The organism is Nonomuraea indica, from assembly GCF_002850745.1.
Lineage (GTDB): Bacteria > Actinomycetota > Actinomycetes > Streptosporangiales > Streptosporangiaceae > Nonomuraea > Nonomuraea indica.
This window is the reverse complement of the sequence record NZ_KZ559470.1, coordinates 391,646-417,514: the sequence shown is the minus strand read 5'-3', so window position 1 is coordinate 417,514 and position 25,869 is coordinate 391,646. Positions and strand designations below refer to the sequence as shown.

Genomic DNA, 25,869 nt, shown 5'->3' with positions numbered 1-25,869 from the left:
AGCGGCGACATGAGCGCGGGGCGGTCGTTCGTCATCGTCACCGGCATGTCCGGGGCGGGGCGCAGCACCGCGGCCAAGGCACTGGAGGACCTCGGCTGGTTCGTCATCGACAACCTGCCGCCGGGGCTGCTGTTCGCCATGGCCGAGGAGGCGGGCAAGGTCAAGCTCGCGGCCGACAAGGTGGCCGCCGTCGTCGACGTGCGCAGCCTCGCCTTCACCACCGACCTCAACGCCGCCATCGAAGAACTGGAGGCGCGGGGCGTCGGCGTGCGGGTGGTGTTCCTGGAGGCCAGCGACGAGGAGCTGGTGCGCCGCTTCGAGAACGTCCGCCGCCCTCACCCGCTGCAGGGCGAGGGCAGGCTCGTCGACGGCATCGCCCGTGAGCGCGGCATCCTGCGCGAGGTGCGGGCCAACGCCGACCTCGTCATCGACACCTCCTCGCACAACGTTCACGAGCTGCGTAACAAGATCGTCGCCTACTTCGGCGGCGAGGACCGGCCCGGTCTGCGGGTCAACGTGGTCTCCTTCGGGTTCAAGTACGGCCTTCCGGTCGACGCCGACCTCGTCGTCGACTGCCGGTTCCTGCCCAACCCGCACTGGGTGCCCGACCTGCGGCCGATGAACGGCCTTGACACCCCCGTCCGCGACTACGTGCTCGGCCAGCCGGGTGCGAAGGAGTTCCTCGACGCCTACGAAGAGGTCCTGCGGGTGGTCGCTGCCGGCTACGCGCGCGAGGGCAAGAGCTACGCGACGCTGGCGGTGGGCTGCACGGGCGGCAAGCACCGCAGCGTGGCCATGGCCGAGCAGGTCGCCGCCCGGCTGCGCGACCGGGGGATGGAGGTCCAGGTGAGCCACCGGGATGTGGGGCGCGAGTGACCGATGAACGCCGGGGCTTCGACCCCGCGCGTCCGTCCGCGCCGCCCGCACCCGGCGTGACGCGTCCGTCCGTGACGCCGTCCGGATCGGGTGTGGTGGGTCCCGGGGTGACGTCGGCTCTCGGTGCGCAGGTCGGTGCGTCTGTGACGCCGTCCGGATCGGGTGTGGTGCGTCCGGGGGTGCAGGTCGGTCCGTCTGTGACGCCGTCCGGATCGGGTGTGGTGGGTCCGGGGGTGCAGGTCGGTGCGTCTGTGACGCCGTCCCTGTCCGAGGGGGTGGGTGCGTTCGGGACGCCCCCCGGTGGAGAGGGAGCAGCGGTGGCGTCCGCGGGTCCGGGGCCGTACGTGCGGTCGTCTGCCGAAGGGGTGGGTTCGTCGGGGTCCTCGCTGCTGGGCGGTGTGCTGGCGTCCGAGTCGTCGGCGCGGTGCGGGGCGCGGCCGGACGGGCCGCGGGTGGTCGCGCTCGGCGGCGGCCACGGCCTGTACGCCTCGCTGTCCGCGCTGCGCGCGGTGACCCGCGCGCTGACGGCCGTCGTCACCGTGGCCGACGACGGAGGCTCCAGCGGCCGGTTACGGCGTGAGCTCGGCGTGCTGCCCCCCGGCGACCTGCGGATGGCGCTGGCCGCGCTCTGCGGCGACGACGAGTGGGGCATCACCTGGAGCGAGGTGGTCCAGCACCGCTTCCGCAGCGAGGGCGACCTGCACGGCCACGCCGTGGGCAACCTGCTCATCGTGGCGCTGTGGGAGCTCCTCGGCGACCCGGTGGCCGGGCTCGACTGGGTGGGCCGGCTGCTCGGCGCGCAGGGGCGGGTGCTGCCGATGGCGTCCGTGCCGCTCGACATCGTCGCCGAGGTGGAGCTCGACGGCGTCATCTCGACCGTGCGCGGGCAAGTGGCGTGCGCGCTCACCCCCGGCCGGGTGCAGGCGATCTCGCTCGTCCCCGAGGACCCGCCGGCGCGGCCCGAGGCGGTCGAGGCGGTGCTGGAGGCCGACTGGGTGGTGTTCGGGCCCGGGTCGTGGTTCACCAGCGTGCTGCCGCATCTCAAGGTGCCCGAGCTGGCCAGGGCGCTGCACCGCACCAAGGCCAGGCGGCTCGTCACGCTCAACCTCGCCCCGCAGGCGGGGGAGACCGACGACTTCTCGCCGCAGCAGCACCTGGAGGTCCTCAGGCAGCACGCCCCCGAGCTGACGATCGACGTCATCCTGGCCGACACCGGCGTGGTCGACGACCCGGGCGCGCTCGACAAGGCCGCGGCGGCGCTCGGCGGGCGCGCCGTGCTGGCCGACGTGGCCGCCGCCGACGGCTCTCCCCGGCATGACCCACGACGTCTTGCCTCGGTCCTGGACGAGATTTTCCTCCAGAAGCGTTGATCCTGGTCGGCGCGGCGCGAAGGTGCGAGAGACTGCTGTGAGCCGGTCTGGATGGGGGAGGACTAACGCTTATGGCGATGACAGGTGTGGTCAAGGACGAGCTGAGCCGACTGCCGGTGCTGAAGCCCTGCTGCCGCAAGGCCGAGGTCTCGACGCTGCTGCGGTTCGCGAGCGGCCTGCACCTGGTGGGCGGGCGCATCGTGATAGAGGCGGAGCTCGACACCAACGCCACCGCGCGACGGCTCATCAAGGACATCGGCGAGGTGTTCGGCCACAAGGCGGAGGTTCTCGTCCTCGCGCCCGCCGGGCTGCGCAAGGGCTCACGCTACGTCGTACGCGTCTACCGCGACGGTGAGGCGCTCGCCCGGCAGACGGGCCTGATCGACAACCACGGGCGGCCGGTGCGCGGGCTGCCGCGCCAGGTCGTGGCGGGCGCGTCGTGTGACGCGGAGGCGGCCTGGCGCGGGGCGTTCCTCGCGCACGGGTCGCTCACCGAGCCGGGACGCTCCATGTCGCTGGAGGTCACCTGCCCCGGCCCCGAGGCGGCGCTGGCGCTCGTCGGCTCCGCCCGGCGGCTCAAGATCCACGCCAAGGCGCGGGAGGTGCGGGGCGTCGACCGCGTCGTCGTCCGCGACGGCGACGCCATCAGCGCCCTGCTCACCCGGCTGGGCGCCCACGACAGCGTGCTGGCCTGGGAGGAGCGCCGCATGCGGCGCGAGGTGCGCGCCACCGCCAACAGGCTGGCCAACTTCGACGACGCCAACCTGCGACGCTCGGCCCGGGCGGCCGTGGCCGCCGGAGCGCGGGTGCAGCGGGCGCTGGAGATCCTGGGCGACGAGGCACCGGAGCACCTGGTGGTCGCCGGGCGGCTGCGCGTCGAGCACAAGCAGGCTTCGCTGGAAGAGCTCGGCCAGATCGCCGACCCGCCGCTGACCAAGGACGCCATCGCCGGACGGATCCGGCGGCTGCTGGCCATGGCCGACAAGCGAGCCTCCGACCTGGGCATCCCCAACACCGAGGCCAATCTCACGGTGGACATGCTCACCCCCTGACCCGGCGCGGCCCGGCGTCCGGGGAGACACGAGCGGTCGCCGGGGCGGGCCTGTCGCGTGACAGGCCCGACGCGTGGCCGGCCACGGAGGTCAGCGGGTGACGGGCGGCACGTCCTTGCCCGGGTCGTGCGGGGTGAAGAGGCCGACGGCGGCGGCGGTGCTGGTCGGCCTGGGCGGCTGCAGCGGCTCGAACGGGTCGCGGTACTCCGGGTCGGGCCGTTCCTCCGCCTCCAACGTCCGCGCCTCCCGCGTCTCGGCCGTCGTGGTCTTCCGGCGCATCCGCAGGACGCGCACCAGGGTGAGCAGGAAGGCGGGCACGGCGGCGGCGCCGACGGTCGCCCAGAACTGCCAGGACGTCTGCGCGACGCTCCACAGCGCGAGGCCGGCACGGGCGGCCTCCTCCTGCAGCCCGCTTATCGGGAACCCCTGCTCCCAGCGCAGCCCGACCGCGCCGGCGACGGAGCCGAGTGCCCGTGCCCCGACCGCGTAGAGCAGCGCCGCCATCGGCAGGAGCAGGCTCCTGGTCCGTACGGCCCAGGCGGCCAGGCCGATGACCAGGCCGGCGACGAAAGAGAGCGCGGCGGGGAAAACCACTGCCGGATCGCCGGCGAACCAGCGTGCCTCGTGGGGCAACCGGTAGAAGAAGGTCGCGCAGGCGGCGTACGCGGCCGCGCCGAGCAGCATGGCGATGAAGCCCACGACCAGGCCCGACAGCAGCCCGGACCTTCGTTGTGACATCTCGGCCCCCAGAGAATGCCCGAATTTACTCCGACGAGTCGGGCACTTTACTCGAACGCTCCAAATTGCGCCTGTCGAATGGGGATACGCAGGGCGGGGGTTGCAGTGGTCTAAACCAATTTGGGTCCGATAGGGTTGTGTACAGGTAACAGCCCGCCATCACGTACTGAGGAGATCGGTTCCCGTGACCATCCGCGTAGGCGTCAACGGCTTCGGCCGCATCGGTCGTAACTTCTGGCGTGCGGTCGCCGCCAGCGGCAAGGACATCGAGATCGTGGCGGTCAACGACCTGACCGACAACGCGACGCTCGCCCACCTGCTCAAGTACGACAGCATCCTCGGCCGGCTGCCGTACGAGGTGAAGGCCTCCAGCGAGGAGATCACCGTCGACGGCAAGGCCATCCGGGTCTTCGAGGAGCGCGACCCGGCCAAGCTGCCGTGGGGCGACCTCGGCGTCGACGTGGTGGTCGAGTCGACCGGTCTGTTCACCGACGCGACCAAGGCCAAGGTGCACGCCGACAACGGCGCGAAGAAGGTCATCATCTCCGCCCCGGCGAAGAACGAAGACGTGACGATCGTCATGGGCGTCAACCACGACTCCTACGACCCGGCCAACCACACGATCATCTCCAACGCCTCCTGCACCACCAACTGCCTGGCCCCGATGGCCAAGGTCATCCACGACACCTTCACCATCGAGAAGGGTCTGATGACCACCATCCACGCCTACACGCAGGACCAGAACCTCCAGGACGGCCCCCACAAGGACCTGCGCCGCGCCCGCGCCGCCGCCCTCAACGTGGTGCCCACCTCCACCGGCGCCGCCAAGGCCATCGGCCTGGTGCTGCCCGAGCTGAAGGGCAAGCTCGACGGGTTCGCCATGCGCGTGCCGATCCCCACCGGCTCGGCCACCGACCTCACGGTCGAGGTCGGCCGTGAGGTCACGGTCGAGGAGGTCAACGCCGCACTCAAGGCCGCCGCCGAGGGCCCGCTCAAGGGCATCCTGACCTACACCGAGGACGACATCGTCTCCTCCGACATCGTCACCGACCCGGCCTCCTGCATCTTCGACGCCGGTCTGACCAAGGTCATCGGCAACCAGGTCAAGGTCGTCGGCTGGTACGACAACGAGTGGGGCTACTCCAACCGCCTCGTCGACCTCATCGAGCTGGTGGGCGCGGACCTCTGATGCGCTCGCTCGACGATCTCGACGTGCGGGGTCGGCGCGTCCTCGTGCGCGCCGACCTCAACGTCCCCCTGGACGGGGAGACGATCACCGACGACGGGCGCATCCGCGCCTCGGTGCCCACGATCAGGACGCTGGCCGACCGGGGCGCCAAGGTCGTCGTCTGCGCCCACCTGGGCCGCCCCAAGGGCCAGGTCAAGCCGGAGTTCTCGCTGAAGCCGGTGGCCGCGCGGCTGCAGGAGCTGCTCGGGCTCGACGTGGCGTTCGCCACCGACGTGGTCGGCGACAGCGCCCGCGCGACCGTGGCAGGGCTCCAGGACGGTCAGGTCGCCCTGCTGGAGAACCTCCGCTACGAGCCGGGTGAGGACTCCAAGGACGAAGCGCTGCGCGGCGAGTTCGGCGCGAAGCTGGCCGGTCTCGCCGACCTGTACGTGGGCGACGGCTTCGGCGCGGTGCACCGCAAGCACGCCAGCGTCTACGACGTGCCCCGGATGCTGCCGCACGCGGCGGGCGGGCTGGTGCTCGCCGAGGTCGAGGTGCTCAGACGGCTCACCGAGGACACCGAGCGCCCCTATGTGGTGGTGCTCGGCGGCGCCAAGGTCTCCGACAAGCTCGGCGTCATCGCCAACCTGCTGACCAAGGTCGACCGGCTGCTCATCGGCGGCGGCATGGCCTACACCTTCCTCAAGGCCCAGGGCCACGAGGTCGGCGGGTCGCTGCTGCAGGAGGACCAGCTCGACCAGGTGCGCGGTTTCCTCGACGAGGCGGCCAAGCGGGGTGTCGACCTGGTGCTCCCCGTCGACGTGCTGGCGGCGACGCACTTCGCCGACGACGCGCCGTACGACGTGGTCGAGGCCACCGCGATCCCCGCCGACCGGGAGGGGCTCGACATCGGTCCCCGGACCCGCGAGCTGTTCGCGAGCAAGCTGGCCGACGCCCGGACGGTGTTCTGGAACGGCCCCATGGGCGTGTTCGAGTTCGACGCGTTCGCCGGCGGCACCAGGGCGGTGGCCGAGGCGCTGGTCGCCTGCCAGGGGTACACCGTGGTCGGCGGCGGCGACTCCGCTGCCGCCGTGCGCAGGCTGGGCCTGCCCGAGGACGGTTTCTCCCACATTTCCACCGGTGGAGGGGCGAGCCTCGAGTATCTCGAGGGCAAGACCCTGCCCGGCCTCGCGGCCCTGGAGGGGTGACACGTGAGAAAGCCGCTCATCGCCGGCAACTGGAAGATGAACCTCAACCATCTCGAGGCCATCGCGCTGGTCCAGAAGCTGGCCTTCGCCCTCAACGACAAGGACTTCGACAAGGTCGAGGTGGCGGTGCTGCCGCCGTACACCGATCTGCGCAGCGTGCAGACGCTCGTCGACGGCGACAAGCTGCGCATCGTGTACGGCGCGCAGGACCTGTCGCGGCACGAGGCCGGCGCCTACACCGGTGAGATCTCGGGTGCGATGCTGGCCAAGCTCGGCTGCACCTACGTGGTGATCGGCCACTCGGAGCGGCGCCAGTATCACGGCGAGGACGACGACCTGGTCAACGCCAAGGTGCTGGCCGCCTACCGCCACTCGATCACGCCGATCCTGTGCGTGGGCGAGGGGCTGGAGGTGCGGCAGGCGGGCGGCCACGTGGCGCACACCCTGGCGCAACTGGAGAACGCGCTGCGCAAGGTCCCGGCCGAGCAGGCACAATCGATAGTGGTCGCCTACGAGCCGGTGTGGGCGATCGGCACCGGCGAGGTGGCCACTCCCGAGGACGCCCAGGAGGTCTGCGGGGCGTTGCGGGAGCGACTCGCTGAGCTGTACGACGCCGAACTGGCCGCCAAGGTCCGTATCCTTTACGGAGGCTCGGTCAAGTCAAGCAACATCGCCGGGATCATGGCTCAACCCGATGTCGACGGCGCGCTCGTGGGCGGTGCCAGCATCGATGCCGGAGAGTATGTCAAGATCTGCCGTTTTTCCGATGTGCCCGGCTAACTGAGCGGTTCAGGAGGTACGACTTGACAGCAGGCCGTACCCTCTAGAGGCAAGTTTGAATCGTCACGCGTCACAGAGCATTGAAGGAACAGGCATACCGTGGAACTCGGAATCTCCATCGCCCTCATCCTGGCGAGCCTTCTCATGATCCTGCTCGTCCTGCTCCACAAGGGCAAGGGTGGCGGTCTGTCCGACATGTTCGGCGGCGGTTTCTCGTCGAGCTTCGGCGGTTCGTCCGTGGTGGAGCGCAACCTCGACAGGTTGACGGTCATCACAGGCGTGATCTGGTTCGTCTGCATCGTCGCGCTCGGCCTGCTGGTCAGGCCCTGAGCGACCGGACCCCGAGCGGGTCAACGCGCGTGACAGTGATTCTCCCCCCGTGTCTCGCGGGGCGATCGAGCGAGGAGTTCATCCGTGGGTAGTGGCAACGCGATCCGTGGCAGCCGTGTCGGCGCCGGCCCGATGGGGGAGGCCGAGCGCGGCGAGGCAGCTCCGAGAGTGCGGGTCTCGTTCTGGTGCGCCAACATGCACGAGACGCGCCCCAGTTTCGCCAGCGACGCCGCGGTCCCCGAACTGTGGGACTGCCCGCGCTGCGGCCTTCCGGCCGGTCAGGACGAGCAGGCCCCGCCTGCGCCGCCCAAGAACGAGCCGTACAAGACGCACCTCGCCTACGTGAAGGAGCGCAGGAGCGACAAGGACGGCAAGGCGATCCTGGAAGAGGCGCTCGAACGTCTGCGCAACACGAAGTCCCCCTGGTAGGGCCGTACGTCCGCGCGGGACGATCAACGGTGAGGGCCCCGGCGGCATGCCGGGGCCCTTCGCCTTGCCCCGGGACCTTCCTCCCGGGGCCGTCCGCCTCACCCCCGCCACCGTCCGGCCCGCCCGGCCCGCCCGTCCGCGACCGCGGCACCGGATCTGAGGCACGTCCGTCCGGCGGCCGCGGCGTGGCGCACGTGCGGCGCGGCGGCGTCCGGGGCGACGCGCGGAGCTAGGAGCCGGCTCGCTGATACACCGCCTCGCCGGCCACGAACGTCAGGCGCACCCCGGTGGTCCAGATCTCCTCCGGGGGCAGCGCGAACGGGTCGCGGTCGAGCACCACCAGGTCGGCCGGCCGTCCCTCCTCGACGACACCGGCGGGGGAGCGGTTGATCCAGGCCGAGCCGGCCGTGTAGGCGGTCAGCGCGGTCGCCAGGCTGATCCGCTGGCCGGGCAGGAACGGCTGCTGCGCCGTGGGGTAGCCGGCGTGCACCGATCCGCCCGGCTCCGTACGGTTGACGGCCACGTGCATCCCCTGCAGCGGGTCGGCGTTCGACACGGGCCAGTCGCTGCCCGCGCAGAACCTGGTGCCGTGCGCCAGCAGGTCGGCGAACGGATACTGCCACGACGACCTCGGCTCGCCGAGGTACGGCAGCGTCAGTTCGTCCATCTGCGCGTGGTGGGTGGCCCACAGCGGCTGCAGGTTGGCCGTGACACCGAGCGCGGCGAACCTGGGCACGTCGGACGGCTCGATGATCTGCAGGTGCGCGATGTGATGGCGGTTGTCCGGGTCGGTGCCCTCCAGGCTGTCGAGCGCCTCGCGCACCGCCCGCTCGCCGATCGCGTGGAAGTGCACCTGGAAGCCGAGCCGGTCCAGCTCGCGCACGTACTCCTTCAGCTTGCCCGGGTCCACGTACGACAGGCCCGTGCCGCCGCACAGGCAGTACGGCTCGAGCGTCGCGGCCGTGAAGTTCTCGGTGATGCCGTCCTGCATGATCTTGACCGAGGTGGCGGCGAACCGGTCGAGGCCCTCGGCGGAGGCCCGGCGCTCGACCAGGTCGTCGATCTGGTCGAGCCCGCGGGTGCGGTCCCACCACAGCGCGCCGACCACGCGCGCTCGCAGCCGGCCGGACAGGGCGGCCGACAGGTAGGTGGGCAGCTGGTCGTCGGAGCCGGCGTACGAGCCGACGATCGCGTCCTGCCAGCCGGTGATGCCGAGCGAGAACAGGTGGCTCTCGGCGTCGGCCAGCGCCGCCTCCAGGTCCTCGGCCGTGGGTCGCGGGGTGAGCAGGCCGACCAGGTCCATCGCGCCCTCGTGCAGGACGCCGCTGGGGGTGCCGTCGAGGTCGCGCTCGATGCGGCCGTCGGCCGGGTCGGGGGTGTCGCGGGTGATGCCGGCCAGCTCCAGGGCTCGGGTGTTGACCCAGGCGGCGTGGTGGTCGCGCTGGATCAGGTAGGCCGGCCGGTCGAGGAAGTCGAGCTGGGTGCGATGGGGCAGCCCGCCGGGGAACGCCGACATGTCCCACCCGCCCCCGTCGATCCACTCCTTGCCGGGATTCGCCGCCGCGTAGCCGGCGACCCTGGCCACGTACGCGTCCAGGCCGTAGATCTCCGACAGGTCGCACTTGGCGCGCTCCAGCCCCGCCTGCACCGGATGGATGTGCGCGTCGGTGAACCCCGGCACCAGCAGGCCGCCGTCCAGGTCCACGGTGTCGTGGCCGCCCGCGAGCCGCGCCAGCTCCCGCTCGGCGCCCACCGCGGCGACCAGCCCGTCGCGGACCAGCACCGCCTCGGCGAAGTCGCCCTTGGCGGTGAAGACGCGCCCGCCACGGAAAAGGATGTTCATGGGGCTCTCCTGTGCCGTCGAGCTCGCGGCAGCGAACTCGAGCATTCCAACTGTTCGGTCAAATCCACCGAAACCCGATTATTGTCGGACATCTCGCTACATGAAACGAGACGTTAGCGGAGGCGTAACAGCTCCACGGCATGCTCGTTCGCATGGGATTCTTGCGCATCCGCACCACGGTGGACGAGCGGCCGGGACGGCTGGCCTCCCTCGCAGCGGCACTGGCCGCGCGGGGCGGCAACATCCTCGGCCTGAGCGTCCAGTCCGACGCCGACGGCACGGTGGACGAGTTCGTCGCCGACATCCCCGCCAACCCCGAGAGCGTGCGCGAGGCCCTGGAGGCGGCCGGCGGCCGCCGCGTCCAGGTCGTCGAGGCCACCGCGCACGAGCTGACCGACGAGCCGACCCGCGCGCTGCTGCTGGCCTCCCGTCTGCGCGCGACGCCGTGGCGGCTGCCCGAGCTGCTGGGGGAGCTGCTGCGCGCCGACGACGCCCGGTGGATCTATGGTGATGCCGTGAGCGATCTTCCCGACCCCACCCAGCTCGTCGTGCCCGTGGCGCCCCGGCGCGCCGTCCGGCTGCGCCGGTCGCAGCTGCCGTTCACGCTGACCGAGGCCGCCCGCGCCGCCTCCTTCGCCCGGCTCGCGCAGCCCCCGGCGGAGCAGAGCAGCGCCGAGCGCGCGGTCAAGCTGCCCGACGGCGTGGAGGTCTGCGTCCGGCCGCTCACCTCGATCTACCGCGAGGCCATCCGCGACCTGCACGACAGGTGCTCGCCGGAGACGCGCAGGTTCCGCTACTTCACCTCGATGCCCGCGCTGCCGCCGCGCATGTTCGACCGGCTGTGCGACCGCAGCCGCGGCCACTCGCTGGTCGCCGGGCACGACGGGCAGGTCGTGGCCATGGCGCACCTGATGTTCACCCCCGACCCCGGCATCGCCGAGATGGCCATCCTGGTCGAGGACCGCTGGCAGGGGCGCGGTCTGGGCTCGGTGCTGGCCAGGATGCTCGTCGGGGCGGCCCGCGACCTGGGGTACGCCGAGGTCAGGGCGACCATGCTGTCCGACAACGCCCGCATGCGCCGGCTGCTGGTGTCGCTGGGCGCGACGCTCGTCTACACGGACGACCCGGGGGTGGTGGAGGGCCGGCTGCCGGTCGGCGTCCTCAGCTCGGCCTGACCTGGCCTGGTGAGCCCCGCGCCGGCGCGGGGAAGGAGGTCGTGCCTGCGCCGCTCGGCGGCGGGCGCGCTACGAAGCGGGCCGGGTGGGGTATGGCACCAGGGTGGATCTTGACGAGGTGGCCGGCCGGCTCTACGCGCTCCCGCCGCCGGAGTTCACCGCCGCGCGCGAAGCCGAGGCCCGCGCGGCCAAGGACGCGGGAGACGTACGGCTCGCGCGCGAGATCGCCCGGCTGCGCAAGCCCACGGTGTCGGCGTGGGCGGTCAACAAGGCCGCCCGCGAGCACCCCGGCGACCTGGGTGAGCTGCTGGAGCTGGGGGAGGAGCTGCGACGGGCCTGGCAGGAGCAGGACGCCGGCGCACTGGCCGAGCTGACCAGGCGCCGCGGCGCCGTGTCCGGCCGGGTGGGCAGGCTCGTCAGGGAGGGCGCCGCACTGTCGCCGGCGGCGGCGGCCGAGGTGGACCAGACGCTCGACGCGGCCGTGGTCGACGCGGACGCGGCCGCGCAGGTACGGGCCGGACGACTGGTCAGACCGCTCAGCTACAGCGGTTTCGCCCCCGCCCCCGCCGCCCCGGCACGGGCGAAGGCCGCGCCGCCCGGGGGCGGGACGTCCAGGGAGGCCGGGGCCGAGCCCGCCGCCTCCCGCCGCAGGGTCAGGAGCGAGGAGGAGGCCGCGAAGACCCGCGCCCGTCAGGAGGCCGAGGAGCGCAGGGCCAGGCAGCGGCAGGAGGCCGAAGCGGCCCACCACGAGTGGCAGGCGGCGCTGGCCGAGGCCGTGCGAGAGCAGGAGGAGCGGGCCGGGAAGGTGGCCCGGCTGGAGCGGAAGCTCGCCAAGGCCCGTCGTCTCCTGGCCGAGAGCGAGCAGCGGCTGGAGGTGGCCCGGCGTGAGGAACGGCGCGCGCGCCACCGTCTGGAGGGGTAGCGGGCTCACAGGTGTACGATACCGTTTCGTACACCTGCGCACCCTGGAGTCGTGATGACAGCCTGGACCCCTGCCGACATGCCTGACCTGACCGGTCGCAGCGCGATCGTGACCGGCGCCAACAGCGGCATCGGCCTGCCCACCGCCCTGGAGCTGGCGCGGCGCGGCGCCCGCGTCACCGTGACCGCCCGCTCGGCCGACAAGGGCGCCGGCGCGGTCACCCGCATCCGGCAGGAGGTCCCGGACGCGCGGGTGGACCACGCCCGGCTCGACCTGGCCGACCTCGCCTCCGTCAGGGAGTTCGCCGCGGGCGTCGACCAGGTGGACCTGCTCGTCAACAACGCGGGCGTCGGCATGACCCCGAAGAGCGTGACCAAGGACGGCTTCGAGCTGCAGTTCGGCACCAACCACCTGGGCCACTTCGCGCTCACCGGCCTGCTGCTCCCCAGGTTGCTGGCACGTCCGGGCGCACGGGTCGTCACGGTCTCCAGCGACGCCCACGCGCGTGGCAGCATCGACTTCGACGATCTCGCCCTGGACCACGGCTACGGACGGATGAGCGCGTACGGCCGCTCGAAACTGGCCAACCTGCTCTTCGCCCTGGAGCTCCAGCGGCGCGTCCAGCGGGCCGGGGTGGACCTGGTCAGCGTCGCCACCCACCCCGGCGCCACCGCCACCCGCATCGTCAAGCTCGGGCCGCTGCAGTGGCTGCTCGGTGTGTTCCTCCAGTCGCCGGAGGCCGGCGCCGTGCCCTCCCTGTACGCCGCGACGTCGCCGGACATCAGGGGCGGCGAGTTCGTCGGGCCCAGGGCCAAGCTGCTCACCCCCTCGCCGACGGCCCGCTCCACGGAGGTGGCCGCCCGGCTGTGGGACGTCTCGGCCGAGCTGACCGGCGTACGATTCGAGGAGATCGCCTATCGGTGAAGGACGTGCACGTGGCTCCACTCGACCCCGAGCGGGAGAGGGCCATCCTCGACGCGACGCTGGAGCTGCTGTCGGAGATGGGCTACGACCGGATGTCGGTCGACCAGATCGCCAGGCGGGCCAAGGCCAGCAAGGCCACCATCTACCGGCGTTGGCCCGGCAAGCCCGAGCTGGTGACCGACGTCATCTGCGGGCGGCTCGACATGGACGCGCCGCCGGACGACGACACCGGCTCGCTCGGCGGTGACCTCTCGGCGCTCTTCCGCGGGCTGTGCGCGCAGGTGGAGCGCAAGCACACCCTGATCATCGGACTGTCGTCCACGCTCGTCTCCCACCAGGAGCTGGCCAGGACCCTGCGCGCGCACATGCACAGCAAGGACCTGTCGGGGGTGGAGGCGCTGCTGGCGCGGGCGGCGAAGCGCGGTGAGCTGGCCGAGCCCGTGGCGGCGAGCCGGCTCATGGCGGTGATCGAGGCGCTCGTCTGGCATCGCATGATCTTCGTCGGGCCGCCGTTCGACACGGCCTTCGTCGAGGAGACGGTGACGGGCACGCTGCTGCCGCTGCTTCGCGCCTGGTCCATCGAGCCGCAAAGCTGACATCTTCCCGTGAGAATCGGGCCGAAAAGCTGTCGGCTCGGGCGACGGCCGTCCTAGGGTCGTCGCCATGACCCTCCACACCGGCCCCGAGGCCGCCACCGACGCCTTCATCGACGCGCTGCCCAAGGTGGAGCTGCACGTCCACCTGATCGGCTCCGCGTCCGTGCCCACGGTCCTGGAGCTGGCCCGCCGCCATCCCGACGGTGGCGTGCCCACCGGCGAGGAGGAGCTGCGCGCCTTCTACACCTTCACCGACTTCCCGCACTTCGCCCGCGTCTACCGGGCGGTCAACGGACTGGTCAGGGAGCCGGAGGACGTCGCGACCCTGGTGACGGGGCTGGCCCGCGACCTGTCCGGCCAGGGCGCCCGCTACGTCGAGCTGCAGGTCACGCCGTACGCCCACCACATGGTGGGCATGCCGATGCGCGAGGTCACCGAGGCCCTCGACCACGGCGCCCGCCGGTCACTGGCCGATCATGGCGTGGAGATGGCCTACATCTTCGACATTCCCGGCGAGTACGGCGTGGAGGCGGCCGACGTGACCGTCGCCCACGCCCTGCAAGAACCTCCCGCCGCGTTGGTAGGTTTCGGGATCGGCGGGATCGAGCAGGAACGCCCGGCCTACCGGGACGCCTTCCGCGACGCGTTCGCCGCCGCCCGCAACGCCGGCCTGCACAGCGTCCCGCACGGCGGCGAGATGACCGGCCCCGAGACGATCTGGGAGGTCATCGACGGCCTCGGCGCCGAACGCATCGGCCACGGGATCTCCTGCCTGCAGGACGAGCGGCTCGTGGCGCACCTGCGCGAGACGCAACTCCCGCTGGACGTGTGCCCCACGTCGAACGTGTGCACCGGCCAGGTGGCCCGCATCGAGGACCACCCGCTGCCCCGGCTGCTGGAGGAGGGGCTGTTCGTCACGCTCAACAGCGACGACCCGCCCATGTTCGCCACCACGCTGGCCGACGAGTATCGGGTGGCGGCGCGGGTCTTCGGCTTCGACCGGCCGCTGCTGGCCCAACTCGCCCGCAACGGAGTCTCGGCCTCCTACCTGCCCGCCGCCCGCAAGCAGGCCCTCCTGGCCGAGATCGACGCCCTGGTCACGGCCTGAACGGGCCCGTCCGCGAGTGCTCCAGGCCCGTCCACGAGTGCGCCGGGGGCGTCCACGAGCGCTCTCCGGTACGTCCACGAGGGCTCTCCAGCCCGTCCGCGAGCGGTCCGGCCCGTGCACGGGACGGACGCCAGGGACGTCAGCCGCCAGCAGCGGGGAGCCCGGAAAGCGAGGGTGGCGAACGCCGGGGCGTCAGGGGGAGGCTATGCGGCCGAGGCCGGGAGGGATCTTGGCGGCCGCCGCACGGTCCAGGAGGAACAGCGTGCGGGACCGGCCACGGGCTCCGGCCGCCGGGACCTGCATGGTCCCCGACTCCGACAGTGCCAGCCGCACCGCGCCGGCCTTCTCCGCGCCGGCCGCCACCACCCACACCTCACGCGAGGCCTGGATCGTCGGCATCGTCAGCGAGATGCGCGTCGGCGGCGGCTTGGGAGAGCCGTGCACGGCCGTCACCGGGCGCGTGTCGTACAGCGCCGGCATGCCCGGGAACAGCGAGGCGACGTGCGCGTCGGGACCCATGCCGAGCAGCGTCACGTCGAACGACGGCGCGGGGCCGTGGTCCTCGGGCTGGGCGGCCTTGCGCAGCTCGGTGGCGTAGGCGTCGGCCGACTCCTCGGCGGTCAGGCCCGAGTCGGGACCGAGCATGACGTGGACCCGCTCCGGGTCGACGTCGACGTGGTCGAGCAGCGCCCGGCGGGCGCCGGTCTCGTTGCGCTCGGGGTCGCCGTCGGGCAGGAACCGCTCGTCACCCCACCAGATGTCGAGGTGCCGCCAGTCGACCGCGTCGCGGGCAGGAGTCTCGGCGATCGCGGCGAGGGTGGCGATGCCGACCGTGCCTCCGGTCAGCACCAGCGACGCCGAGCCCTTCGCGGACTGCGCGTCGACGAGCCGGGTGATGATCCGCGCCGCCACGGCCTTGGCCAGGATGTCGGCGTCGCGGTGCACGACGATGGTGGGAACGCTCACGACGCCCAGTCTTTCACGGCCGCGGGGGCCGGGAGTCCACGAGGACGGCCGGACCGGGCGGCGAGCCGCCGAACGGGCGCCCGTCCGCGCCTGCGCGACGGGACGGACGCCCGCGATGCGCGGCGTCCGCTCACGGCCGGCCCCACGGGGGGCGGGCCATGGGCGGTCGGACCCGAGGCCGGGTCCGGCCCGGGCCGGACCCGGGTCGAGTCGGGCCGGACCCGGGACGGTCCCGTCAGACCGGGTCGGACCAGGGTCCGGGTCTGGTCCGGTCTGACCGAGTCGGACTCCAGCCGGCGCTGCGGGTCCGACCGGTCAGGTGCGGTAGGCGCGGGTCCGATCGGTCAGGCGCGGTAGGTGCGGGCCACGCGCTTGACGGCCGCCTCGTAGGTCTCGTCCGAGTCGAGCCGTCGCAGCTCCTCCGCCAGCAGCTCGGGAGTGTGCCGCCGGGCCAGCGCCACGTTGCGGTCGGGCCGCCCGGGACGGGCCAGCGTGGCGAGCCGGGCGTCGGTCCTGGAGATCGACAGCTCGCCCTCGCTCGTCGTCAGCCGCACCGAGGTCAGGCCGGGACCGCCGGACGCCCCCACCTTGACGGGGCATCCGAGCTTCTCGGACAGCCACGCCGCCAGCAGCGGCGCGCTCGGGTTGCCGCCCATGGCCTCCACGATGCCCTTGCGCACCTTGCCGACGGGCTGGTCGAACGCCGCCGCCAGCAGGCTCCGCCACGGCGTCAGCCGCGCCCACGTCAGGTCGGTGTCGCCACGGGCGTAGCCCTTGGCCCGGGTCACCAGCGTCTTGACGGCGTCGTCACCGGCGGCCCTGGCGTCGGTGATGCGCCGCTGCGCGAGCATCCCGATCGGGTCCTCGGACGGCACGTCGGGGGCCTCACCGGGCCACCACGCCACCACCGGGGTGTCGGGCAGCAGCAGCGGGCTGACCACCGACCCGGCGTGCTCGGTCAGCTCGCCGTACAGGCGCAGCACCACTACCTCGCCCGGCGTGGACTCGCCGATGCGCAGCTCCGCGTCGAGCCGGGTGGGCTCGTCGGTCTCCCGGGTGATCACCACGAGGATGCGCGACGGGTGCTCGCGCGCCGCCTCGGTGGCGGCGCGCAGCGAGTCGTACTGGTCGCGCTCCTCGCACACCACCACCAGCGTCAGCACCATGCCGATGGCCGGCGCCCCCATCTGGTGGCGCAGCATCGTCAGCTGGCTGGAGATCTTGCCGGCCGTCGTGTCGCTCAGCATGAAGGTCGTCATCAGAGCCTCCTCCACACGCGCCCGTCACGGGCCATCATGGCGTCCGCCGACGGCGGCCCCCACGACCCGGCGGGGTAGGGCTCGGGCTGGCCCTGCGTGGCCCAGAACTCCTCGATCGGGTCGAGGATCTTCCACGACAGCTCCACCTCCCGCTGGTGCGGGAAGAGCGGCGGATCGCCGATCATCACGTCCAGCAGCAGCCGCTCGTACGCCTCCGGGGACGACTCCATGAACGACTCGCCGTAGGCGAAGTCCATGGAGACGTCGCGCACCTCCATCTGCGTGCCCGGCACCTTGGAGCCGAACCGCACCGTGATGCCCTCGTCCGGCTGCACCCGGATGACGAGCGCGTTCTGGCCGAGGATCTCGGTGTCGTCCTTGGAGAACGGCAGGTGCGGCGCCCGCTGGAACACCACCGCGACCTCGGTCACCCGCCGGCCGAGCCGCTTGCCGGTGCGCAGGTAGAACGGCACGCCCGCCCAGCGCCGGTTGGCGATCTCCAGCTTGATGGCCGCGTACGTCTCGGTGGTGGAGTCGGCCGAGATGCCCTCCTCCTGCAGGTAGCCGACGACCTTCTCGCCGCCCTGCCAGCCGGCGGCGTACTGGCCGCGCGCCGTGTTGGCCGCGAGGTCGGCCGGCAGCCGCACCGCCTTGAACACCTTCTCCTTCTCGCGGCGCAGCGACTGCGCCTCGAAGGAGGTCGGGTCCTCCATGGCGACGAGGGCGAGGAGCTGGAGCAGGTGGTTCTGGATCACGTCACGGGCGGCGCCGATGCCGTCGTAGTAGCCGGCCCGGCCGCCGATGCCGATGTCCTCGGCCATCGTGATCTGCACGTGGTCGACGTAGCTCCGGTTCCAGATCGGCTCGTAGAGGTTGTTGGCGAACCTCAGCGCCATGATGTTCTGGACCGTCTCCTTGCCCAGGTAGTGGTCGATCCGGAAGATCGAGCTCTCCGGAAAGGCCGAGGTGGTGATCTCGTTCAGCTCGTGCGCCGACTTCAGGTCGTGCCCGAACGGCTTCTCGATGACCACCCGCCGCCACGAGCCGGGCGGCGCGTCGGCCATCCCGGTCCGCTTGAGCTGCTCCACCACGACGGGAAAGAACTTCGGCGGCACGGACAGGTAGAACGCATAGTTGCCGCCCGTGCCCCGGGTCTCGTCGATCTCCTTCAACGCCATCGCCAGCGCGTCGAACGCGCCGTCGTCGGAGAACTCGCCCGGCACGAAGTGGATGCCCTCGCAGATCTGCCGCCAGACCTCCTCGCGGAACGGCGTCCTGGCGTGCGCCTTGACCGCGTCGTGCGTCAACTGGGCGAAGTCCTGGTTCTTCCAGTCGCGCCGGGCGAAGCCGACCAGCGAGAAGCCGGGCGGCAGCAGCCCCCGGTTGCCCAGGTCGTAGATCGCCGGCAGCAGCTTGCGTTTGGCCAGGTCTCCGGTCACACCGAACAGCACCATCACACACGGCCCCGCCACCCGAGGCAGCCGCTTGTCGCGCGGGTCGCGCAGCGGATTGGCGGCGGCCGCCTCCAGCGTCGTCGCCGCCTCGGCGGCGGAGGTGGCGACGGCGGAGGTGGCGACGGCCGAGCCGCCCTGCGCGGCCCCCGCCTCCTCCGCGGGCTCTGCCACGTCTGTCATCTCAAGCCTCCTGTGCACTGCGGGCTGGTGCGCCGCAGGGGAAGACGGCGCGGGCCGTCTCCCCCTGGCGGTGGTCCACCTCCATCAGGGGACCAGATTCTTGGTGACGCTCTCGAGCAGCTCGTTCCAGGACGTCTCGAACTTCTCCACGCCCTCGTCCTCGAGCACCCGCACCACGTCGTCGTAGTCGATGCCGGCCTCCTTGAGCTCGGCCATGGTGTTCCACGCCTGCTCGTAGAAGGGGCGGACGGTGTCGCCCGAGATCTGGCTGTGGTCGGCGACCGCGTCCAGCGTCTTCTCCGGCATCGTGTTGACCGTGCCCGGCGCGACCAGGTCGTCGACGTACATCGTGTCGCGGTAGTCGGGGTTCTTCACGCCCGTCGAGGCCCACAGCGGTCGCTGCGGGCGGGCGCCGGCGGCGCGCAGCCGCTGCCAGCGCTCGGAGTTCATGACCTCCTCGAACGCCGCGTACGCCAGGCGCGCGTTCGCCACGCCCGCCTTGCCCTTCAGCTCCGGCCTGCCGGCCTGGTCGAGCCGCTTGTCGATCTCGGTGTCGACGCGGCTGACGAAGAAGGACGCCACCGACTCGATCGTGGCCAGGTCGAGGCCCTTGGCCTGGGCGGCCTCCAGACCGGCCAGCCAGGCGTCCATGACCTGGCGGTAGCGCTCCAGCGAGAAGATCAGCGTGACGTTGACGCTGATGCCCTCGCCGATCGCCTGCGTGATCGCCGGCAGTCCCTCGAGGGTCGCCGGGATCTTGATGAGCAGGTTGGGCCGGTCGACCATCCACCACAGGGCGCGCGCCTCGGCGACGGTCTTGTCGGTGTCGCGGGCCAGGCGCGGGTCCACCTCCAGCGACACCCGCCCGTCGACGCCGCCGGTGGCGTCGTAGACCGGGCGCAGCACGTCGGCCGCCCAGCGGATGTCGTAGGTGGTGATGGCGCGCACGGCCTCGCCCACGTCCACGCCGCGTACGGCGAGGTCGTGGAGCTGGGTGTCGTAGGCGTCGCCCTTGCTGAGCGCGCTGGCGAAGATCGTCGGGTTGGAGGTCACCCCGACGACGTTCTTCTCGCGGATCAGCTGCTGCAGGTTGCCGGTGCGCAGCCGCTCGCGGCTGATGTCGTCGAGCCAGACGGAGACGCCCTGGCCCGACAGCTTGTTGAGGATCTCGCTCATCTTCAGTTTCCCGTCGTCTCGCCCTTGTCCTGACCGAGCTTGGCCAGGCTCGCCTTAGCGGCGGCGGCCACCCGCTCGGCCGTCAGGCCGAACTGCTCGTACAGCGTCTTGTACGGCGCCGAGGCGCCGAAGTGGTCGAGGCCGACGATCTCGCCCGCCTCGCCGACGAACTCCCGCCAGCCGAGCGGGACGCCCGCCTCGACCGCGACGCGCGCCTTCACGCCGGACGGCAGCACCGTCTGCCGGTACGCGGTGTCCTGCCCGGTGAACCACTCGACACACGGCATCGACACGACCCGCGTCGCGATGCCCTGGCCCTCCAGCAGTTCGCGCGCCCCGACGGCCAGCTCCACCTCGCTGCCGGTGGCGATGAGGATCACCTGCGGGACGCCGGAGGACGCCTCGGCCAGCACGTAGCCGCCACGGGCCACGCCGTCGGCGCTGGTGCCCTCGAACACCGGCAGGTTCTGCCGGGTCAGCGCGAGCGCCGCCGGCCGGTCGGTGTGCTCCAGCACGGTCTTCCAGGCGTAGGCCGTCTCGTTGGCGTCGGCCGGGCGCACCACGTCGAGGCCGGGGATCGCGCGCAGCGCCCACAGGTGCTCGATCGGCTGGTGGGTCGGGCCGTCCTCGCCGAGGCCGATCGAGTCGTGCGTCCACACGTAGGTGACCGGCAGCTTCATCAGCGCGGCCAGGCGCACGGACGGGCGCATGTAGTCGGAGAAGACGAGGAAGGTGCCACCGTAGGGGCGGGTGCCGCCGTGCAGCGCGATGCCGTTGAGGATGGCTCCCATGCCGTGCTCACGGATGCCGAAGTGCAGGGTGCGGCCGTAGCGGTTGCCGGGGAACTCCTTGGTCTGGTGCTCCTCCGGGATGAACGACGGCTCGCCCTTCATCGTGGTGTTGTTGGACTCGGCCAGGTCGGCCGAGCCGCCCCACAGCTCGGGCAGCACCGGCGCGAGCGCGCTCAGCACCTCGCCGGAGGCCTTGCGGGTGGCCATCGAGCCGCCCGCCTCGAACGACGGCAGCGCCTCGGCCCAGCCGGCCGGCAGCTCGTGGCGGGAGATGCGGTCGAGCTCGGCCGCCCGCTCCGGGTTGGCCTGACGCCAGGCGGTGTAGGCCCGGTCCCACTCGGCGCGTGCCTCGCGGCCGCGCTGCGCCACCGCGCGGGCGTGCTCCAGCACCTCGGCCGGCACGTCGAAGCTGGCGTCGGGGTCCATGCCGAGGACCCGCTTGGTCGCCGCGACCTCCTCGGCGCCGAGCGCCGAGCCGTGGATCTTGCCGGTGTTCTGCTTGTTGGGCGCGGGCCAGCCGATGATCGTGCGCAGCCGGATGAACGAGGGCCGGTCGGTCTCGGCGCGGGCCTCCTCCAGGGCCGCGTGCAGCGCCCGGACGTCCTCGACGTAGTCGCCGGTCTCGGTCCAGTCGACGCTGACGGTGTGCCAGCCGTAGGCCTCGTAGCGCCTGACCACGTCCTCGGACTTGGCGATCAGCGTGTCGTCCTCGATGGAGATGTGGTTGTCGTCGTAGATGACGGTGAGGTTGCCGAGCTTCTGGTGGCCGGCGATGGCGCTGACCTCGTGGCTGATGCCCTCCTCGATGTCGCCGTCGCTGACCATGCACCAGATGTGGTGGTCGAACGGCGAGGCGCCGGGGGCGGCGTCGGGGTCGAACAGGCCGCGCTCGCGGCGGGCCGCCATCGCCATGCCGACCGCGTTGCCCAGGCCCTGGCCGAGCGGGCCGGTGGTGGTCTCCACCCCGGCCGTGTGGCCGTGCTCGGGGTGGCCGGGGGTGAGGCTGTCCCACTGCCGCAGCCGCTTGATGTCGTCGAGGGTGAGACCGTAGCCGGACAGGTAGAGCTGGATGTACAGCGTCAGGCTGGAATGACCGCAAGACAGCACGAATCGGTCACGACCGATCCATGTCGGGTCTGTCGGGTCGTGTCGCATCGTACGCTGAAACAGCAGGTATGCGGCGGGGGCCAGGCTCATCGCGGTGCCGGGGTGACCCGACCCCGCCTTCTCCACTGCGTCCATCGCCAGGGCTCGAACGACGTCGACGGCCTTGTCGTCGAGGTCGGTCCATTCGAGGGCTGGCACGAGTTCGGTGCTCAAGTGCTCGATCTCCGGAATCTAGTCGTCTGTTGTGGCGCCGGTTGGCATATCCCGCCCACACCGGACCTTAACCGAGTGGAACAGGCCGTGGATTCCCGCTCCTCCTCCGGGCGCAGGCACATCCTGCCCGGCCGCACGGCCCGAGCACCCCATTGGCCGGACCGGCCCACCCTGCGACTACAGTTTGGTTGTTCGCAGGGCAGCCACGGCGCCCACCCACGGATCCGCTCTAATCAGAGGTTACGCGTTGACTCCGCACGTGCTGGAAGCGCCTTGACGGTGCTCACCAACAGGCAGGCGACGGCCCCCGCCCCCGCGGCCGAGGCGCCGCGCACGACCGGGCGTTCCTTCGGCATGGTCGTCAAGGCCTACATCGCCCTCACCAAGCCGCGGATCATCGAGTTGCTGCTCATCACCACCCTGCCGGTGATGTTCCTGGCGGCCGGCGGCCTGCCGCCGCTGTGGACCTCGATCGCGGTCATGGTGTTCGGCACCCTGTCGGCCGGCAGCGCCAACGCGCTCAACTGCTATGTGGACCGCGACATCGACCAGAAGATGCGCCGCACCCGGCGGCGCCCGCTGGCCCGCCACCAGGTGTCGCCGCGAGGGGCGCTGGTCTTCGGCATCGTGCTCGGCCTCCTGTCGACGGGAGGCCTGTGGCTGACGACCAACTGGCTGGCCGCCGTGCTGTCGACCGGAGCGATCCTGTTCTACGTCCTCGTCTACTCGATGATCCTCAAGCGCCGCACCGCGCAGAACATCGTGTGGGGCGGCATCGCCGGCTGCATGCCGGTCCTCATCGGCTGGGCCGGCATCACCGAGCGGCTCGACTGGGCGCCGCTGGTGCTGTTCGGCGTGGTGTTCTTCTGGACGCCGCCGCACACCTGGACGCTGGCCATGCGCTACAAGGAGGACTACGCCGCGGCCAAGGTCCCGATGCTGCCGGTCGTGGCCACCGAGCGGCGGGTCGTCCTGGAGTCGATCGCCTACACCTGGGCGACCGTGGCCTGCTCGCTGGCGCTGTGGCCGGTGGCGGGCACGACGCTGTTCTACCCGGTCGTGGCGGCCGTCCTGGGCGTGGTCTGCCTGTGGGAGGTGCACCGCCTGCTGGCCCGGCTCAACGCCGGCAAGACCGGCGTCGCGCTGCGGCCCATGCGGTTCTTCCACTGGTCCAACGCCTATCTGGCGCTGCTGTTCCTCGCCGTCGCCATCGACCCGCTGCTGGCCTGAGCGGCCCGCGGAGCGGGCGTTCCCGGCGGCAGGACACCACCTCCGTGATCCGTTACAGTCACCGTATGGCGTCCCGTGATCCACGCTGGGTGTTGAAGGACCGCCCGTCGTCCGCGTTGATCATCGGGCTGGTCGTGACCGGCGTGTGCGCGCTCGTGTCCTTCTCGTTCGACGTGCTCAACGGCGCACCCGTGCAGTTCTTCATCGCGCTCGTCCTCGCCCTGGCGCCCGTGCCGCTGCTGCTGGCCGCCGTGCTCGCGCTCGACCGGATGGAGCCGGAGCCGCGCAGCAACCTCGTCTTCGCCTTCGCCTGGGGCGCCGGCATCGCGGTGCTCGTGGCGGGCGTCGTCAACTCGCTCAACCTGCACTACATCATCGACGCGGGCAACCTCTCCGCGACCAGCGCCCGCAACCTCGCCGCCACCTTCGGCGCGCCCGTGGTCGAGGAGACCATGAAGGGGCTCGTCCTGCTCGGGCTGCTGAAGTTCCGCCGGGCCGAGCTCGACGGGCCCACCGACGGCATCATCTACGCCAGCATGGTCGGCCTCGGCTTCGGCATGAGCGAGAACGTCAGCTACTACATCGCGGCGCTCAACTCCGAGCAGGGCGGCGTGGGGCTGGCCGTCACGGTGGTGCTGCGCGGCGTGCTGTCGCCGTTCGCGCACCCGCTGTTCACCTCGATGATCGGCGTCGCGGTGGCCTACGCCGCCCACCGGCACGGCCCGGAGCGGGTCTTCTCCGTCATGGCGGGCTGGGCGGGCGCGATGGTCCTGCACGGCCTGTGGAACGGCCTGGTGTCCTACGGCGGCTTCCCGGGGCTGGTGGTGGCCTACGGGGCGCTGATGGTGGTGCTCGTCGTGCTCATCTGCGTGGTCATCGCCGACCGGCGGCGCATCGTGGCGCTGCTGCAGCGCTACCTGCCGCCGTACGAGCCGACCAAGCTGGTGGACCAGGCCGACATCCACATGCTGTCGGCGCTGCCCCGGCGCAGGCGGGCCCGGCAGTGGGCCAAGCTGCACGGCGGCAAGCGGGGGCTGCGGGCGATGAGCGACTACCAGCTGGCCGCCACCGAGCTGGGCCTGCTGCACGCGCGGGCCGCCCGCCGGGTGGTGGACGAGCAGGCCTTCCACGAGGAGCAGCGGGCCCTGCTGGAGTGCATGAGCATCGCGCGGGCGCAGCTTCCCCCGCCCGCGGGCGGCGGATTCAGCGGGCCCGTGCCAGGATCGCCCTGAGGGACGTCTCCGGCGGTCCCGGGAAGACGGGCTCGGCGCGGAGCAGCACGGCGTCGGCGAGCGCCTTGCCGGTGGCCACCAGCTCCCGCGTCGCGTACACGTAGGTGGCCGCCGCCCACTGCCGGGTCGAGTCGTCGCCCACGCCGAACGCCTCCAGCCCCGCCGTACGGCACAGCGTCACCGCCCGCGGCAGGTGGAAGGCCTGCGTCACCACGGTCAGCCGCCGGGCGCCGAACACCTGGCGGGCCCGTACACAGGAGTCCCAGGTGTCGAAGCCGGCGTGGTCGAGCACGACGACCTCGCCCGGCACACCCCTGGCCAGCAGGTAGTCGCGCATCGCCGTGGGCTCGTCGTAGTCGCGGCGGCTGTTGTCGCCCGACAGCAGGAGCGCCCTGACCCGGCCCGCCCGGTACAGCTCGGCCGCCAGGTCGAGCCGGGCGGCCAGCATGGGGGTGGGGCGCCCGCCGGCCAGGCCCGCGCCGAGCACCAGAGCCGCCTCGGCGACGGGCACCCGAGCGGTCCAGCCGTCCGTGCCGGCCACCAGCCGGTGCGGCGCGCTGCCGAGCCAGGCCCATGTCATGGGCGCCAGGGCGAGCACGCTGAGCAGCACCAGGGTCTGGTAGCCGCGCCGCAGGGTCTTCCGGGAGGGGCGGACTAATCGCCGCAAAAGGCACCTCTCAGCGGTGGGGGAGTGGCGGACTTCTCACCACATACCCTGACACGAAGGCTCAGGCTGTGACGGCCGCTTCGGTGGGGGAGGGGCTCGCGGCCGGGCCGTCGAGGCGGTCGCGGGTGCGCAGCGCGGTGACCGCGCGCAGCGCCCCGATCCAGACCAGCGTCGAGCCGAGCACGTGCAGCCCGACGAGGAGGGCCGGGACGCCCAGGAAGTACTGGACGTAGCCGATCACGCCCTGGGCCAGCTCGATGCCGAGCAGCGCCAGCGCCGCGCGCCGCGCGTGCCGGGGCGCGTCGGTGACGTGCAGGGCGAACGCCAGCGCCAGGGTCAGCCCGACCACCAGATAGGCGAGGTCGGCGTGCAGCCGGGCGACGGTCTCGATGTCGAGGTCGAAGCGCGAGGCCAGCTCGTCGCCCGAGTGCGGCCCGGTGCCGGTCACCACGACCCCGACCACGAGCAGCGCGAACACCGCGGCGACCAGGACGTGGCCGAGCCTGCGGATGTCGCGGTGGACCACCCGCCGCACGGGGCCGTCGCCCTCGCCCGCCCGCTGGTAGAGCGCCCAGCACGCGGCCGTGAGGCCGATCGAGAGGAGGTAGTGCATGCCGACGGTGAACGGGTTGAGCATGGTGTTGACCACCACCCCGCCCCACAGCGCCTGGGCGAGGATGCCGACCGGCTGCAGCCCGGCGAGCACCAGCAGCGAGCGGCGGCGCGGGGCGAGCCGCATCGCCGCCACCACGCAGGCGAACCCCACCGCCAGCACCAGGAACGTCACCAGCCGGTTGCCGAACTCGACCAGCATGTTGGCCATCGCGACCTCGGGATGCGGCACCGGGACGAAGCTGTCGGGCGTGCACCGCGGCCAGGTCGGGCAGCCCAGCCCGGAACCGGTGACCCGCACGGCCGCCCCGGAGACGGTGATGCCCGCGTTGACCACCACCGACGCCAGCGCCCAGCCGCGCAGCGACTCGGCCGTGGGCGTCCAGAACGACAGCAGCGGCCGGACGAGAGGGTGCCGGTGGTCGGTGGGTAGCTTCACGTCATCGATGGTACGGGCCGGGGG

Annotated in this window: 24 protein-coding genes; 15 read left to right on the top strand and 9 right to left on the bottom strand. The window is 72.1% G+C overall.

What is annotated here, in order from left to right; translation table 11 throughout:
- Positions 1 to 9: 9 nt before the first annotated feature.
- The 3 genes from rapZ to whiA all read left to right on the top strand — a co-directional run bounded on the left by rapZ (position 10) and on the right by whiA (position 3,298).
- Positions 10 to 876, top strand: a complete 867-nt coding sequence (gene rapZ / locus CXR44_RS16630; RefSeq protein ID WP_101786925.1) for an RNase adapter RapZ — start codon at positions 10 to 12, stop codon at positions 874 to 876.
- 452 nt (positions 877 to 1,328) lie between these two features.
- Entirely contained in the window at positions 1,329 to 2,246 is a 918-nt protein-coding gene (locus CXR44_RS16625) for a gluconeogenesis factor YvcK family protein (RefSeq protein ID WP_101787009.1), read from the top strand.
- Between the two features lie 71 nt (positions 2,247 to 2,317).
- Positions 2,318 to 3,298 (top strand): DNA-binding protein WhiA, encoded by a 981-nt coding sequence (gene whiA, locus CXR44_RS16620; RefSeq protein WP_101786924.1) that lies wholly within the window; start codon positions 2,318 to 2,320, stop codon positions 3,296 to 3,298.
- Positions 3,299 to 3,388: 90 nt separating this feature from the next.
- Here the strand turns inward: whiA and CXR44_RS16615 are convergent, their stop codons facing one another.
- A complete protein-coding gene (locus CXR44_RS16615; protein ID WP_144069983.1) occupies positions 3,389 to 4,036 on the bottom strand; it encodes a hypothetical protein in 648 nt (215 codons plus the stop codon).
- A gap of 184 nt (positions 4,037 to 4,220) precedes the next feature.
- Here CXR44_RS16615 and gap point away from each other — a divergent pair, with 184 nt between their 5' ends.
- From gap to CXR44_RS16590, 5 genes are all read left to right on the top strand, one after another.
- Positions 4,221 to 5,225, top strand: a complete 1,005-nt coding sequence (gene gap / locus CXR44_RS16610) for a type I glyceraldehyde-3-phosphate dehydrogenase (protein ID WP_101786922.1) — start codon at positions 4,221 to 4,223, stop codon at positions 5,223 to 5,225.
- A complete protein-coding gene (locus tag CXR44_RS16605) occupies positions 5,225 to 6,412 on the top strand; it encodes a phosphoglycerate kinase (protein WP_101786921.1) in 1,188 nt (395 codons plus the stop codon). The genes gap and CXR44_RS16605 overlap by 1 nt, the downstream gene beginning before the upstream one ends.
- Positions 6,413 to 6,415: 3 nt before the next feature.
- Entirely contained in the window at positions 6,416 to 7,192 is a 777-nt protein-coding gene (gene tpiA, locus CXR44_RS16600) for a triose-phosphate isomerase (RefSeq protein ID WP_281260280.1), read from the top strand.
- 99 nt (positions 7,193 to 7,291) lie between these two features.
- Complete coding sequence (gene secG / locus CXR44_RS16595; RefSeq protein ID WP_101786920.1) at positions 7,292 to 7,522, top strand: preprotein translocase subunit SecG; 231 nt, start codon at positions 7,292 to 7,294, stop codon at positions 7,520 to 7,522.
- Between the two features lie 84 nt (positions 7,523 to 7,606).
- Positions 7,607 to 7,951 carry an RNA polymerase-binding protein RbpA gene (locus CXR44_RS16590; RefSeq protein WP_101786919.1) on the top strand — a complete coding sequence of 115 codons (345 nt, stop codon included), beginning with the start codon at positions 7,607 to 7,609 and terminating at the stop codon, positions 7,949 to 7,951.
- A 229-nt stretch (positions 7,952 to 8,180) separates the two neighbouring features.
- On the opposite strand, the gene CXR44_RS16585 is transcribed toward CXR44_RS16590, so the two are convergent.
- Entirely contained in the window at positions 8,181 to 9,794 is a 1,614-nt protein-coding gene (locus CXR44_RS16585) for an amidohydrolase (RefSeq protein WP_101786918.1), read from the bottom strand.
- A 152-nt stretch (positions 9,795 to 9,946) separates the two neighbouring features.
- Between CXR44_RS16585 and CXR44_RS16580 the strand changes: the two genes are divergently transcribed.
- The 5 genes from CXR44_RS16580 (at position 9,947) to add (ending at position 14,519) form a co-directional block, all read left to right on the top strand.
- Positions 9,947 to 10,969: a GNAT family N-acetyltransferase gene (locus CXR44_RS16580; RefSeq protein ID WP_101787007.1), complete on the top strand. Its 1,023-nt coding sequence runs from the start codon at positions 9,947 to 9,949 to the stop codon at positions 10,967 to 10,969.
- A 103-nt stretch (positions 10,970 to 11,072) separates the two neighbouring features.
- Positions 11,073 to 11,891 carry a hypothetical protein gene (locus CXR44_RS16575; RefSeq protein WP_101786917.1) on the top strand — a complete coding sequence of 273 codons (819 nt, stop codon included), beginning with the start codon at positions 11,073 to 11,075 and terminating at the stop codon, positions 11,889 to 11,891.
- A 54-nt stretch (positions 11,892 to 11,945) separates the two neighbouring features.
- Positions 11,946 to 12,815, top strand: coding sequence for an oxidoreductase (locus CXR44_RS16570; RefSeq protein WP_101786916.1), 870 nt, complete (start codon positions 11,946 to 11,948; stop codon positions 12,813 to 12,815).
- A gap of 11 nt (positions 12,816 to 12,826) precedes the next feature.
- Positions 12,827 to 13,411, top strand: coding sequence for a TetR/AcrR family transcriptional regulator (locus tag CXR44_RS16565; protein WP_144069982.1), 585 nt, complete (start codon positions 12,827 to 12,829; stop codon positions 13,409 to 13,411).
- A 67-nt stretch (positions 13,412 to 13,478) separates the two neighbouring features.
- Positions 13,479 to 14,519 (top strand): adenosine deaminase, encoded by a 1,041-nt coding sequence (add, locus tag CXR44_RS16560; protein ID WP_101786914.1) that lies wholly within the window; start codon positions 13,479 to 13,481, stop codon positions 14,517 to 14,519.
- A 192-nt stretch (positions 14,520 to 14,711) separates the two neighbouring features.
- Here the strand turns inward: add and pgl are convergent, their stop codons facing one another.
- From pgl to tkt, 5 genes are all read right to left on the bottom strand, one after another.
- Entirely contained in the window at positions 14,712 to 15,485 is a 774-nt protein-coding gene (gene pgl, locus CXR44_RS16555; protein WP_101786913.1) for a 6-phosphogluconolactonase, read from the bottom strand.
- A gap of 344 nt (positions 15,486 to 15,829) precedes the next feature.
- Positions 15,830 to 16,744, bottom strand: a complete 915-nt coding sequence (locus CXR44_RS16550; RefSeq protein WP_101786912.1) for a glucose-6-phosphate dehydrogenase assembly protein OpcA — start codon at positions 16,742 to 16,744, stop codon at positions 15,830 to 15,832.
- Positions 16,744 to 18,378 carry a glucose-6-phosphate dehydrogenase gene (gene zwf, locus CXR44_RS16545; protein WP_245899207.1) on the bottom strand — a complete coding sequence of 545 codons (1,635 nt, stop codon included), beginning with the start codon at positions 18,376 to 18,378 and terminating at the stop codon, positions 16,744 to 16,746. Before zwf ends, CXR44_RS16550 begins: the two co-directional genes overlap by 1 nt.
- A gap of 84 nt (positions 18,379 to 18,462) precedes the next feature.
- Positions 18,463 to 19,554 carry a transaldolase gene (gene tal / locus CXR44_RS16540; RefSeq protein WP_101786911.1) on the bottom strand — a complete coding sequence of 364 codons (1,092 nt, stop codon included), beginning with the start codon at positions 19,552 to 19,554 and terminating at the stop codon, positions 18,463 to 18,465.
- 2 nt (positions 19,555 to 19,556) lie between these two features.
- Positions 19,557 to 21,587, bottom strand: coding sequence for a transketolase (tkt, locus tag CXR44_RS16535; RefSeq protein WP_245899217.1), 2,031 nt, complete (start codon positions 21,585 to 21,587; stop codon positions 19,557 to 19,559).
- Positions 21,588 to 21,938: 351 nt separating this feature from the next.
- Here tkt and CXR44_RS16530 point away from each other — a divergent pair, with 351 nt between their 5' ends.
- Both CXR44_RS16530 and CXR44_RS16525 read left to right on the top strand, forming a co-directional pair.
- Entirely contained in the window at positions 21,939 to 22,895 is a 957-nt protein-coding gene (locus tag CXR44_RS16530) for a heme o synthase (RefSeq protein ID WP_101786909.1), read from the top strand.
- 65 nt (positions 22,896 to 22,960) lie between these two features.
- A complete protein-coding gene (locus tag CXR44_RS16525) occupies positions 22,961 to 24,127 on the top strand; it encodes a PrsW family intramembrane metalloprotease (protein WP_101786908.1) in 1,167 nt (388 codons plus the stop codon).
- Here CXR44_RS16525 and CXR44_RS16520 read toward each other — a convergent pair.
- Together CXR44_RS16520 and CXR44_RS16515 are read right to left on the bottom strand one after the other, a co-directional pair.
- On the bottom strand, positions 24,099 to 24,794 hold the full coding sequence (locus CXR44_RS16520; RefSeq protein ID WP_245899206.1) for a SanA/YdcF family protein: 696 nt from the start codon (positions 24,792 to 24,794) through the stop codon (positions 24,099 to 24,101). The two genes, CXR44_RS16525 and CXR44_RS16520, sit on opposite strands and share 29 nt — an antisense overlap.
- 61 nt (positions 24,795 to 24,855) lie before the next feature.
- Positions 24,856 to 25,845, bottom strand: a complete 990-nt coding sequence (locus CXR44_RS16515) for a COX15/CtaA family protein (protein ID WP_101787004.1) — start codon at positions 25,843 to 25,845, stop codon at positions 24,856 to 24,858.
- Between the last annotated feature and the right edge of the window lie 24 nt (positions 25,846 to 25,869).

Bases quoted from the DNA above. Each gene is read 5' to 3' on its own strand.
- rapZ (WP_101786925.1), top strand. From the start codon at position 10: ATGAGCGCGGGGCGGTCGTTCGTCATCGTCACCGGCATGTCCGGGGCG.
- whiA (WP_101786924.1), top strand. From the start codon at position 2,318: ATGGCGATGACAGGTGTGGTCAAGGACGAGCTGAGCCGACTGCCGGTG.
- CXR44_RS16615 (WP_144069983.1), bottom strand. From the start codon at position 4,036: ATGTCACAACGAAGGTCCGGGCTGCTGTCGGGCCTGGTCGTGGGCTTC.
- CXR44_RS16605 (WP_101786921.1), top strand. From the start codon at position 5,225: ATGCGCTCGCTCGACGATCTCGACGTGCGGGGTCGGCGCGTCCTCGTG.
- CXR44_RS16585 (WP_101786918.1), bottom strand. From the start codon at position 9,794: ATGAACATCCTTTTCCGTGGCGGGCGCGTCTTCACCGCCAAGGGCGAC.
- CXR44_RS16580 (WP_101787007.1), top strand. From the start codon at position 9,947: ATGGGATTCTTGCGCATCCGCACCACGGTGGACGAGCGGCCGGGACGG.
- CXR44_RS16570 (WP_101786916.1), top strand. From the start codon at position 11,946: ATGACAGCCTGGACCCCTGCCGACATGCCTGACCTGACCGGTCGCAGC.
- add (WP_101786914.1), top strand. From the start codon at position 13,479: ATGACCCTCCACACCGGCCCCGAGGCCGCCACCGACGCCTTCATCGAC.
- CXR44_RS16550 (WP_101786912.1), bottom strand. From the start codon at position 16,744: ATGACGACCTTCATGCTGAGCGACACGACGGCCGGCAAGATCTCCAGC.
- zwf (WP_245899207.1), bottom strand. From the start codon at position 18,378: ATGACAGACGTGGCAGAGCCCGCGGAGGAGGCGGGGGCCGCGCAGGGC.
- tal (WP_101786911.1), bottom strand. From the start codon at position 19,554: ATGAGCGAGATCCTCAACAAGCTGTCGGGCCAGGGCGTCTCCGTCTGG.
- tkt (WP_245899217.1), bottom strand. From the start codon at position 21,587: ATGGACGCAGTGGAGAAGGCGGGGTCGGGTCACCCCGGCACCGCGATG.
- CXR44_RS16525 (WP_101786908.1), top strand. From the start codon at position 22,961: ATGGCGTCCCGTGATCCACGCTGGGTGTTGAAGGACCGCCCGTCGTCC.